Genomic DNA, 12,015 nt, shown 5'->3' on the forward strand with positions numbered 1-12,015 from the left:
GGTGATTCGTACAGTCCCGGTACACGGCTGGGCCGGGGCCAGCGCCTACGGGGAGGCGCCGTCGGCGCGATCGGTGCCAGGCGTGCGGGCTCCGGCCCGCCGTTCGCGGATCTCAGGCGGGTGCGGGTGCGGCCGGGCCGCGCCGGACGGTGGCCACGAGCAAGGCCAGGCCGGCGACGCAGAGGATGGCGCCGGCCGCGTACGCGTAGCGGTATCCGAGCGTCGCGGCAAGGCCGAGCAGCGGACCGGCAAGGATCGCCGCCACCGGGAAGGCGTTGCCGGCGAGCGTCGCGGCCCGGCCCGGCTCGCCGGGCAGCAGCTCCTGCACGTAGGAGATGCCCAGGCCCTGCACGGCGGCGATGAAGCTCGCGTTGATCAGCTGCAGCGCGGCGACCTGCCAGCTGTGCGTGGCGAGGGCCACCAGGGCGTAGTAGACGGCGCCGAGCGCGCTGCCCAGGATGATCAGCCGGCGCAGCGGGTAGCGGGCCGAGAGGGCGCCGAACGCCAGCATGAGCGGGATCTCCAGGGCGGCGCACAGGCCGAGCACCAGGCCGGCGTCGCGCACCTGGGCGTGCAGCACGTGTCCGAGGTACAGCGACATCGCCTGCACCCCGAGCACCCCGGCGCTCTGCATGAGCGCCAGCGCGGCGACGGTCAGCCACACCTTCGCGCCCGCCCGGCCCGCCGCCGGCCGCTCGACGTGCTCCGGCGGCGACACCTCGTCGAGGCGCAGCGCCACGATGCCGGCGGCGATCGCGTACATGGTGGCGGCGGTGAGGTACAACACCCGGAAACCGCCGGTCTGCAAAAGCAGCGCGGCGACGGGCGGGCCGGCCACCCACGCGATCGAGAACAGCATCCGCAGCGTGCTGATCGCCATCGCGGCCCGGGTCGAGCCGCGCTGCTGTAGCACCTCGCGGGCGTAGGCGAACGACTGCGGGAACAGCGCGCCGCTGATCGCGGTCACGGTGATGGTGAGCGCGAACAGCACCCAGTACTCGCGCACGAACGCGGTCGTGATCGAGCCCGCGCAGCCGGCCAGCGCAGCGGTGAGCAGCAGCCGGCGGCGGATCGGGCGGCGGTCGGAGAGCCGGCCGAGCACCGACGACGACGCGATGCCGGCGAGGGGCCCGGCCACGAGGTACACGCCGACCCGGGCCGGGCCGGCGTGCACCTCGGTGCTGAGGAACAGCGCCAGGAACGGGCCGACCACCGCCGTGGACAGCCCGACGAAGAAGAACATGACGCCGAGGGGCACCAGGGTGCGCCCGACCCGGCCGGCGACGCCGGCGGGCGCCTCGACGCTAATGCCCGAAACCACGTGCGCACCTTACGCGATCTCGTGGAAGCGCTCTCCCCGCTATCGGCCGGAGTCTGGTACGTCACTCTGGCGGCTCAGGGCCGCCAGCCGGTGGCCGCCGCCCAGTCCTCGGCCGCGGCGACCACCAGGTCCACCACCGGGTCCTTGACGTCGGTGTAGGCGCCGAGGTCGGTGACGTGCCCGGCGAGGACCGACTTGAACGCGGCGTACGCGGCCACGGCCGCCGGGTGTGCCCGCAGCCAGTCGCGGAACAGCAGCGCCAGCCACTCGTTCGGCGAGCCGGCCAGCCGGACGTGCAGGTTCACGGGTTCCGGGGTTTCGCGGGCGTACATCAGCTTCCGCCACCGCTCGGGCGACTCGTCGCGCCCGGCCGGCACGTGGTCGTGCTCGTAGCGCTTGCGCACGAACCCTTCGGCGCCCAGCGGCGCGTCGAGGGCGCCGGGGTCGAGGGCGGCGACGCTCATCTGCAGGTCGTACACCGGCTTCGCGGCCATCCCGGCTATCGCCGTGCTGCCGATGTGCTCGACCCGAAGCGACGCCGGCGCCGCCGCGGCGTGCACGGCGGCGGCGAGTTCCCGCCCGCGCACTGCCCAGGCCGCGGCGGCGGGGTCGATGCGGATCACGCCTCGGCCCGCTTGGCGCGGGCGCGCCGCTTCCCCTCGTGCATCGCCTGCACCCGCGGCACCGGGATCGTGTGCCCCTCGGCGACGAGGTCGGCCGGGATGTCCTGCGGCGCGGGCATGCTCGCCGCCCACGGATCGGCGGCGCCGAGCAGCCCCGGCGCGGTGTGGACGGTGAAGTCGCGCGGCGAGACCCGGTCGAGGTCGGACCAGTCGAGCGGGTACGACACCGGGCAGCCCGGCCGCAGCCGCGGGCTGTACGCGCACACGACCGTCGCCCCGCCGACCCGGGTCGGGTCGAGGAACACCTTGCCCTGACGGTCGTCGCGGATGAACGCGGTCGTGGCGATCGCCGGGTCGAGCCGCTCGGCGCGCGCCGCGATCGCCCGGGTGGCCGCGGCGACGTCCTCCATCGGCGTCGGTGTGATCGGCACGAAGATGTGCAGCCCCTTCGCGCCGCTGGTCTTCACCGCGCCGGTGAGCCCCGCGGCCGTCAGCGTCTCGCGGATCAGCCCGGCGGCGCGCACCACCATCCCGAACGCGTCGCCCTCCGGCGGGTCGAGGTCGAGCACCATGTGCGTGGCGTGCGCCCAGTCGTCGGCGCGCACCAGCGTCGGGTGGTACTCCACGGCGCGCTGGTTGGCGAACCACAGCAGCGTGCGCCGGTCGTTGCACAGCGCGTAGGCGACGTAACGCTTCGACGTCTCGGCCCACATGTGCACCGTGCGGACCCATTCCGGGGTGTACTTCGGGACGTTCTTCTGCATGAAGGAGTCCTGGCCGCGCATGATCCGCACCACGGACAGCGGCCGGTCGGCGAGCACCGGCACGATCCGGTCCCGCACCGCGTCGAGGTAGTCGACGAGGTCGCGCTTGCTCGCGCCGGCCCCCTCGAACAGCGGCTGGTCCAGGTTGGTCAGCGCGACCCCGTCGCGTTCCTCGCCGGTGCTCACCGTCACACCGTACCTATTCGAGCAGCTCCATGTTCATCGCGGCCGCGGCCTTCAGCCCGCCGCCGGCCGCGACGATCACCTGCGCCATCGGGTCGGTGACGTTCCCGGCCACCCACACGCCCGGCACGTCGGTGCGCCCGGTGGGATCGGCCGGCACGTACGTCGCGACCGCCTCGCCCTGCATGACGAGGTCCACGGTGGCGAGCCCGAGCCCCGCCAGGAACCCGGCCCGGGCCGTGGGCACCGTCTGCACCACGATGGCGTCGCGTTCGACGAATGCGCCATTTCCCAGGTGTACCCCCTGTGCCTCGACGCGTTGCACCGGGCCTTCGACGACGCGGACCTTCGCCGGTACCCCCGCGACCTCACGCCCGTTGGTGAACAGCACGACGTCGTCGCTCCACTGCGTCCACAGCAGCGCCTGGTGCGCGGCCATCGCGCCGGTCGCGATGACGCCGATGCGCCGGTCGCGGACCTCCCAGCCGTGGCAGTACGGGCAGTGCAGCACCCACCGCCCGAACCCCTCGGCCACGCCCGCGATGTCCGGGAGCTCGTCCGTCGACCCGCTGGCCACGAGCAGCTTCCGCGCCGTGTGGCTGGTGTCGTCGTCGAGCTCGACCCGGAACCCGCCGCCCTCGGCCCGCGCGTCGACGACGTTGCCTTCGGCGAACTGCGCCCCGTAGGCCCCCGCCTCCGCACGCCCGATCCGCAGCAGCTCGCCGGGCGGCGTGTTCTCCCGCCCGAGGTAGTTGTGCACCCCTTCGGCGGGCGCGTTGCGCGGCTGCCCGCCGTCGACGACGAGGACCCGCCGCCGCGCCCGCGCGAGCGTGAGCGCCCCGCTGAGCCCCGCGGCCCCACCGCCGATGATGATCACGTCGTATCGCTCATTCATGCCTACGACGATGCCGCGCCGGTGCGCCTGCCGCAAAGCGTCTTGCTGAATTGGCAAGGCCGGCGGGTGCCGGTTCACAGCCGGCGTGCAGGTTGCTCGCACGTCCGAGACAGCCGCGCGCCCGAGAGTCGAGCCCATGACCACGACGACGCTGCCCAGCTCCGCCCGGCCCGCCGCCGCGCCTCGCGCCCGCCACGGCGCCGCCACGGCCCGCCCCGCCTGGCAACGCCCCGCGCTCGCCGCGTTGCTGCTGCTCACCGCGGTGCTGTACCTGTGGCGGCTCGGCGACTCCGGCACCGCGAACGGCTTCTACGCCGCCGCCGTGCAGGCCGGCACCCAGAGCTGGAAGGCCCTGCTGTTCGGCTCGCTGGACGCGGGCAACGTCATCACGGTCGACAAGCCGCCGGCGTCGTTGTGGGTGATGGGCCTGTCGGGCCGCATCTTCGGCTTCAACAGCTGGAGCCTCCTCGTACCGCAGGCCCTGGCGGGCGTGGCCGCGGTCGCCCTGCTGTACGCCACCGTGAAGCGCCACTTCGGCGCCGCCGCGGGCCTGTTCGCCGGCGCCGCGCTGGCCCTCACGCCGGTCGCCGTGCTCATGTTCCGCTTCGACAACCCCGACGCCCTGCTGACCCTGCTGCTCGTCGCCGGCGCGTACTGCACGACCCGCGCCGTGCAGAAGGCCTCCCCGGCCTGGCTGTCCCTGGCCGCGACCGCCCTGGGCTTCGCGTTCCTCACCAAGATGCTGCAGGGCCTGCTCGTCGTGCCCGGCTTCGCCCTCGCCTACCTGATCGCCGCCCCCACCACGCTGTCGCGCCGTTTCGTGCACCTGCTGACCGCGGGCGCCGCGCTGGTCGTCTCGGCCGGCTGGTACGTCGCCCTGGTCGCCCTCTGGCCGACGTCCTCCCGCCCGTACATCGGCGGCTCCACGAACAACAGCCTCCTGGAGCTCGCCCTCGGCTACAACGGCCTCGGCCGCATCCTCGGCGGCAACGGCAACCGCGGCGGTGGCGGCGGCGGAGGCGGCATGCAGAACGCCGGCTTCGGCGGCTCCACCGGCATTACCCGCCTCTTCGGCGACAGCATGGGCACCGAGATCTCCTGGCTGCTGCCCGCCGCGCTCATCGCCCTGCTCGCCGGCCTGTGGTTCACTCGCCGCGCCCCGCGCACCGACCTCACCCGCGCCGCCCTGATCGTCTGGGGCGGCTGGCTGTTCGTCTCCGGCATCGTCTTCAGCTATATGTCCGGCACCATCCACCCGTACTACACGGTCGCCTTGGCCCCCGCGATCGCCGCTCTGGTCGCCATCGGCGCCCGCGAGCTGTGGCGCGCCCGCGCCGCGACGGTCGCCCGCCTGATCCTGGCCGCGATGGTCTTCGTCACCGCCGCCTGGGACTTCACCCTCCTCTCCCGTGTCTCGTCCTGGACCCCTTGGCTGCGCTGGACCGTCCTCATCGTCGGCGGCGCCGCCGCCGTGGCGATCGCGGCGGGCGCCACCGCGGCGGCGGCGAGGCGAACCGCGGTGATCGTCGCCCTGACCGCGACCCTGACCGCCTTCGCCGGCACGTCGGCCTGGGCCCTGGCCACCGCGAACCAGCCCCACGCGGGCTCCATCCCGTCCTCGGGCCCGTCCGCCGCATCCGGATTCGGCGGCTTCGGCTCCCCCGGCGGCTTCGCCAACCGCGGCACCGGCACAGCCGGCTTCCCCGGCGCCGGCAGTGCCACCACCTCCAACGCCGACGACCTGACCACCCTGCTGAAGTCAACGACGACGAAGTGGGCCGCCGCCACGAACGGCGACCAGTCCGCCGCGGAGCTGGAACTCTCCACCGGCAAGTCCGTCATCGCGATCGGCGGCTGGGACGGCTCCGACCCCGCCCCGACCCTGTCGTGGTTCCAGTCCGCCGTCTCCCGCGGCGAGATCGCGTACTACGTCAGCGGCGGCCGCGGCGGCATGGGCGGCGGCGGCAACGGCGACATCGCCACGTGGGTGGCGGCGAACTACACCGCCGAGACCGTCGGCAACACCACCGTCTACAAGCTCACCAAGTAGCGCTCAACGACCTTCCTCACCCCCTTGGAGAGTGCGCGCCCGACCACCCAGGCCGGGCGCGCACTCGCATCTGCGGCCGCCCGTCTCCCCGTCTCCCCGTCTCCCCGGCCCGCCGCTCGTGCCTGTGTCCCGCCGTCCGTGCCCACCGCCCGCCGCCCGTGCCTGTGCCCCGCCGTCCGTGCCCGCCGCCAGTGCCCGTGCCCGTGCTCGGAACCGACCGATCAGGAGCGGCGGCCCTGTGTTGCCAGGTGCAGGCTCCCGACTCGCCGTCGCTACAGGCAGTCGCCCAGCTCGCCCGCGCTGTCAGCGCGCTCCGTCATAAGCACGAGCCCAGGTCGCGCAGCAGCTCCGAGGCGCTCACCGGATCGAGGTCGCCGAGCCGCACGCCACGCTCGTCGCCCCACGATTCGCCACCCGCCGGGCACACCCACACGTCGCTGAACTCCTGCTCCGGATGGTGCCCCGGACTCCCGAGCAGGATCCCCGGCTCGAGGCAGACGACGACCCGCGCCCCGCCCGGCACCTCCCGCTCCATCCGCCCTTGATAGCCGCCGCGCCGCCCTTCCCGCCGCCACCCCCTTCGTTCGAGCCCGACCACCTTCACGCTGAGCGCCTTCTGCCCGTCGAACCGCGCCAGCCGCACCGCTGCGCGCTCCTCGTCGCCCAGCCGTTCCACCACCCGCTTGAGCTGCTGGAACGGCTGCACCAGCCCGTTGTCCTCGAACACCTCCACCCACGCCGCCACGTCCAGCTCGACCGGATGGGCGACCCGGACGACCGCGTCGTCGGCCAGCCGCACCTTGCGCCCGTCGACGTCGACCAGGCTGCGGTCCTCCGCGACCCGCAGCGCCATGCCGCCCCGACCCGGCGCGTCGCCGGCGGCCAGACCGTGGTTCGCCGCGACCCGCAGCGCCCTGCCGCTCCCGCCCGGCGCGCCGCCGGTCATCCACACGAGCCGCCGGGCGAGCAGCCACAGCAACGGATGCTCCAGGAGCACCGCCCGGAACTCCGCCGCGCTCCACCGCCGCCCGGTGACCATCGCCTGCTCGAGCCGCCGGACCTGCTCGGCGGCGATCTTCCGCACACCGGTCTTCGCCGCCGCGAACCGTTTGCGGGCCGCGGCCGCGAGCCGCTCGTCGTCGCGGGCGGACGGCTCCGGCAGGTCCTTGCGCCGCGTCCCGTCCTCCTCCGCAACGTACGGCCGCAGCTGCTCGTCGAACCCGCCCACGAACCACCGCGCCCCGTAGTCCAGCCGCGTCGTCGCGTCGGGTGCGAGCTCGAAGTCCGGCACCAGCCGGTCGGCGAGCTGATCGGCGGTCAGCCCGAGGGTTTCGGCGACCGCGGCGAGGTGCCGCTCGGCGCGCGTGCGCAGCGCCGTCGCCCGCACCCGGGTGGCGATGTCGCGCAGCTGCCGCAGCGCCGCGCCGGTCCCGAGCGCGGCGAGCACGTCGAGTCCCGATGTGGCCCGTTTGTGCGCCTCCTCCTGGGACCACCGTTGCACCGACTCGGCCAGCCCCGCCGCGGTCTCGTCGTCGCCGAGGAGCGCCTGCGCATCGAGGGCCCAGGCATCCGCCGGCGGCGCGCCGGCCTCGTCCCAGCGCTGCAGCAGCTCCCAGCCGAGCCGGGCCAGGTCGTGCTCCTCGCACGCCGCGCGGACGTGCGCCACCCCTGCGTACGGTTCGCCGAGCCGCGACATCATCAGCATCGTCAGCAGGTGCCGCACCGCGTCGCCCGGCAGGGTGCCGCCCCCGCCGCGCAGCCGGACCGGCGGCAGCAGGGCCGGGCCGGCCCACGCAGGCGGCTCCGGGATGCGGGCCGGCAGGTGCCGCACCAGCGGGTCGGTGTCGAGCAGCTCGGCGATCGCCTCCAAAGCCGCCGGCCCGTACCCGCCGGCGGCCTCAACAACGGCCGCCCGCTGCCCGGCGCCGGCGAGCATGACCAGGGCCTGCTCGGCGGCGCGTCGCTGCGGACCGGCCTTGCCCAGCGCGGCCGGCACGAGGGCCCGGGCCGCCGGCGCCGGGTGCGCCCGCAGCCACGCCAGTGCCGTCCGCCGGGCGTTGCGCAGCCGCGCGTGCCAGTCGGCCATGAGCAGCGCGACCTCCGGGCTGACGAACGGCATCAGCAGCTCCCCGTCGGCGGGGCGCTGGTGCAGGCAGTCCACCAGCGGCGGGAGCACGTCGACGCCGAAGCGCACCGCGGCCGTGGCCAGGCTGCGCGCGTCGCGCCAGGCCTCGCCCGGCCGGTACCCCGCCAGCGCCGCCCGCCCCAGCTCCTCCGGCCCTTCGAGCAGCAGCCAGCGCATCTCCCACGCCTCGGCCGTGCCGCTCGCCAGGCGCTCGGCGTAGCCGGGATAGTCCTTCCACTCGACGGGCTTGCCGGCCAGCCGTGCCGCATACCGCTCTTCCTCGCCCGGCCGCCACACGATCTCCGGCGGGTCGGTGCAGCGCAGACCGGCCAGGACGATGGCCCGGGACGCCTTGGGACGCGTGGCCCACGGCGGCGCGCCGAGCACCGCCGGCAGCGCCTCGACCGGCGCCACCCCGGCGCTCGGCCGGTTCGCGACGCGCAGCCGCTCGGGGGCCAGGTCCGCAAAGCGCGCGGCGTGGCGGCGCAGCAGGTCGCCGACCCGTGGCCGCCCGGCGGACGCGTCCATGAGCCGCATCGCCCGGACGGGGAAGCGTCCCGCGGCGACGACGACGGCGGCCGGCACGCCTGGTCGGGCCGCCCGGTCGAGCAGCGCCTGGAACGCCCGGTCGGTCGGCAGCGCCGCCAGCGCGTCGGCCAGGTCGAGGAGGAACTGCGTCAGGCTGAACCCGCCGTCGTACCCGCTGCGCCCCGCCCAGTCGTCGGCGAACACGTCGAGGATCCCGTCGCCGAGCCCTTCGGCGAGGGTGTGCAGCATCGCCGGCTCGTGCAGGTGCCACCATCCGGCCCGGCTCAGCCGGGGCACGATCGCCGCGGCCTGCTCCACAGTGGACACCGACGCCATCAGCAGCGACGCGTGGAGGTGCCCGGCGGGAAAACCGGCCGCGTCCGCGTCCACCCACTGCGTCTCGGTCGGGGCGAGGAACGATGTGGCGATCCGTGCCGACGTCGAGCCCTCGCGCGCCTGGCACAGCGCGGTCAGCGCTTCCGCGTACACAACGGCGGGTGCCGCCGCGAGGGCCGCCCGCACCTGCGCGAGCACCCGAGCGGCGATGTGATCGGCGCCGTCGCCGCAGCGGTCCGGCGTGCGCACCAGCGCCAGCGGCCCGCTGTCGCTCGGTCGCCGGTGCAGCGCGACCACCGACAGCCCGGCGAACTCGGCGGCGATCCGGGCGGCGAAGACCGGCCCGTGCCGGGCGACCCAGTCGTCGCCGACACTGCCAACGTCGTCCGTCTCGTAGCGGCCAGCGGTGCCGAGCAGGGCGGCCCACATCGCCGCCACGCCCAGCGGCGTCGCCGTCCCGTCGAGCGCCGCCAGCCCCGCCGCAGCCAGGTCGGGCGGGGTGTCGGGGTGCCCGAGCGGGCCGCTCGCCCGCGCCGTGTCCGGGGGGTGCCGCACCGACCGGCTCGTAGCCGACCGGCGCACCGCCGCGGCGCGGATGGATGGAGCGCCGCCACGAATCCGGGAGGACGAACGTGTTCTCGTTCATGGCCGACACGTTAGCCAGACCCCCCGACAATTTTTCGGAGGCGGTCACGCTCGGTCAGTGGACCGTCACGCCGGCGGGAGCTCCTCGATCTTGCGGGGGATCATCAGCAGCACGAGCAGGCTGCACACGCCGACGACGGCCAGCGCGACGAAGACGTTGTGCGTCGCGGTGTACAGGCTGGATCGGACGTAATCGGCGACGGCCGACGGTGTGTGACCGGCCTTGAGCACGATGCTCGTCGCGTCGGCGCCGGAACCGAGCGCGGGCCGCACGTCCGGCGGGGCGGCCGCGAAGCGCCGGTCGAGCGTTGTGTTCGCGATCGCCCCGAAGACCGCCGCGCCGACCGCGCTGCCGATCGAGCGCGAGAACATGTTCGTGCCGGTCACGACGCCGCGGCGGTCCCAGCCGACCACCGACTGCACGGCGACCAGCGTCGGCGCCGACGCCAGGCCCAGCCCGACGCCGATGACGAAGCACGCGAGCGAGATCATGCCGACCGTGGTCTGCTCCGTGAGCAGCGCGGCCATGACCGTGCCGGCGATGATGATCGCGCTGCCGATCAGCGCCGTGTTGCGGAAGCCGATGCGCAGGTACACCCGGCCGGACAGCGTCGCCGCGATCGGCCAGCCCAGCGTCATCGCCGCGACCACGAACCCGGCGAGCAGCGCTCCGGTGCCGAGCACGCCCTGCGCGAAGTTCGGCACGTACGAGCTCAGCCCGATGACCAGCGCGCCGATCGTCACCGCCGCCAGGTTGCCGCCCACGAGCGTGCGATACCGGAACACCCACAGCGGCAGCACGGGCTCGGCCGCGCGCCGCTCGACGAACACGAACGCCGTGACCAGCGCGGCGCCGACCACGAAGATGGCGACGCTGGGCGCGGACAGCCAGGCCCAGCTGATGCCGCCCTCGAGCGTGCCGAGGATGAGCAGCGTGCAGCCGCCGATGAGCAGCGCCGCGCCGAGGTAGTCGATGCGGTGCTGCCGCCGTTCGACGTTCTCCTTCAGGTGACGGGCCAGCATCCACACCGCGATCAGGCCCAGCGGCACGTTGATGAAGAAGATCCAGCGCCACGACAGGTACTCGGCGAAGACCCCGCCGAGCGTCGGCCCGACCACGGACGATACGCCCCACACGCCGGCCACGTAGCCCTGCACGCGCGCTCGCTCCTGCACCGTGTACAGGTCGCCGATGATCGTCATGCTCATCGGCTGGATCGCGCCCGCGCCGATGCCCTGCACCGCTCGGAACACGATGAGCGTCAGCATGCTCCACGCGGCGCCGCACAGCACCGACCCGGCCAGGAACGCGGCGATGCCGAAGAACATGACGGGCCGGCGCCCGAGCACGTCGGCGAGCTTGCCGTAGAGCGGCGTCATGACCGCCGCGGTGAGCAGGTAGATCGAGAACAGCCACGGGAAATGCGAGAACCCGCCGAGGTCGCGCACCACGGACGGTACCGCGGTCGCGATGATCGTGCTGTCCAGCGCGACCAGTCCGGTGGTGAGCATCACGGAGCCGAGCACCGGCCCGCGCTCCGAGCGCAACCCGACTCCGGCGCGCCCGGTGAAAGTGGCCTCCCGCATGGCCACACCTTACTTGGATTCGGTACCGCACGCCGCGCACCCCGCCACCGCCACGTACGCCGCTGGTATGTCAGACCGTGGCCCGATACGCATCGAGCGCCGACATGTTCTGCTCGAGATGCCGCATCGACGACGTCCCCGGAATCGGCAGCATCACGGGCGACCGGCGCAGCAGCCAGGCCAGCGCCGCCACCTTGTCCGCCGCAGGCGCCACGGGACGCCAGGGGATGAACGCGATGCCGCGCGACTCGCAGTAGTCCAACACGTCCTCGGAGGCGCGATCTTCGATGTTGTACCTGTTCTGCACGCTCGCGATCGCGGTGATCGCCTCGGCCTCGCGCAGCTGGTCGAGGCTGACTTCCGACAGCCCGACCAGCCGCACCTTGCCCTCGTCCTGCAGCCGCCGTAGCGCTCCGACCTGGTCGGCGAGCGGCACGGTCCGATCGATGCGATGCAGCTGGAGCAGGTCGATGCACTCGACCCGCAGCCGCCGCAGCGACAGCTCAGCCTGCTGGCGCAGGTACTCGGGCCGCCCGAGGTCGAACCATTCGCCGCCGACGCAGATCCGCCCGCCCTTGGTCGCGACCATGACGCCGTCGCGATAGGGGTGCAGCGCGTCCGCGAGCAGCTCCTCGTTGCGCCCCAGGTCGTAGGAGTCCGCGGTGTCGAAGAACTGCACCCCGAGCTCGACGGCCCGCCGCGCGATCGCGATGCCTTCGTCGCGCGACAGCCACGCCGGCCCTCCGGTGAGCCGCATGGCCCCCAACCCGATCCGGTTCACGTTCAGCATTTCTTCAAGCCCTTTCCGCTTTGGTACCCCAAACGCTGCCGAACCAGACCGCTAAGCACAATCGACTCTTTCTAAGACCGACCGCGTAGCATCACTACGAGATTGGAGGCGCCCATCCACGACTCCCAAGCCCGCACCCGATTGCCAACGCCACTCGGAACCGGCCCA

The 12,015-nt window shown here is 73.9% G+C and carries 8 protein-coding genes; 1 reads left to right on the forward strand and 7 read right to left on the reverse strand.

Annotation, left to right across the window (positions count from 1 at the left end):
* Positions 1–112: 112 nt before the first annotated feature.
* The 4 genes from ABD901_RS18160 to ABD901_RS18175 form a co-directional block, all read right to left on the reverse strand.
* Positions 113–1,321 carry a sugar efflux transporter gene (locus tag ABD901_RS18160; protein ID WP_345128123.1) on the reverse strand — a complete coding sequence of 403 codons (1,209 nt, stop codon included), beginning with the start codon at positions 1,319–1,321 and terminating at the stop codon, positions 113–115.
* 74 nt (positions 1,322–1,395) lie between these two features.
* Positions 1,396–1,944, reverse strand: a complete 549-nt coding sequence (locus ABD901_RS18165) for a GrpB family protein (protein ID WP_345128124.1) — start codon at positions 1,942–1,944, stop codon at positions 1,396–1,398.
* A complete protein-coding gene (locus ABD901_RS18170; RefSeq protein WP_345128125.1) occupies positions 1,941–2,894 on the reverse strand; it encodes a DNA polymerase domain-containing protein in 954 nt (317 codons plus the stop codon). The genes ABD901_RS18165 and ABD901_RS18170 overlap by 4 nt, the downstream gene beginning before the upstream one ends.
* Before the next feature lie 13 nt (positions 2,895–2,907).
* Positions 2,908–3,786 (reverse strand): NAD(P)/FAD-dependent oxidoreductase, encoded by an 879-nt coding sequence (locus tag ABD901_RS18175; RefSeq protein ID WP_345128130.1) that lies wholly within the window; start codon positions 3,784–3,786, stop codon positions 2,908–2,910.
* A 136-nt stretch (positions 3,787–3,922) separates the two neighbouring features.
* On the opposite strand from ABD901_RS18175, the gene ABD901_RS18180 reads away from it, so the two are divergent.
* Positions 3,923–5,836 carry a glycosyltransferase family 39 protein gene (locus ABD901_RS18180; protein ID WP_345128131.1) on the forward strand — a complete coding sequence of 638 codons (1,914 nt, stop codon included), beginning with the start codon at positions 3,923–3,925 and terminating at the stop codon, positions 5,834–5,836.
* 316 nt (positions 5,837–6,152) lie between these two features.
* Here the strand turns inward: ABD901_RS18180 and ABD901_RS18185 are convergent, their stop codons facing one another.
* The 3 genes from ABD901_RS18185 to ABD901_RS18195 form a co-directional block, all read right to left on the reverse strand.
* Complete coding sequence (locus ABD901_RS18185) at positions 6,153–9,380, reverse strand: DUF4132 domain-containing protein (RefSeq protein ID WP_345128133.1); 3,228 nt, start codon at positions 9,378–9,380, stop codon at positions 6,153–6,155.
* 156 nt (positions 9,381–9,536) lie between these two features.
* Positions 9,537–11,057, reverse strand: coding sequence for an MDR family MFS transporter (locus tag ABD901_RS18190; protein ID WP_345128134.1), 1,521 nt, complete (start codon positions 11,055–11,057; stop codon positions 9,537–9,539).
* A 70-nt stretch (positions 11,058–11,127) separates the two neighbouring features.
* The gene (locus ABD901_RS18195; RefSeq protein ID WP_345128135.1) at positions 11,128–11,847 is read right to left on the reverse strand and encodes an aldo/keto reductase; all 720 of its coding nucleotides are present in this window, start codon (positions 11,845–11,847) and stop codon (positions 11,128–11,130) included.
* Positions 11,848–12,015: the final 168 nt, after the last annotated feature.

This window comes from Dactylosporangium darangshiense (assembly GCF_039537565.1).
Taxonomy (GTDB): domain Bacteria; phylum Actinomycetota; class Actinomycetes; order Mycobacteriales; family Micromonosporaceae; genus Dactylosporangium; species Dactylosporangium darangshiense.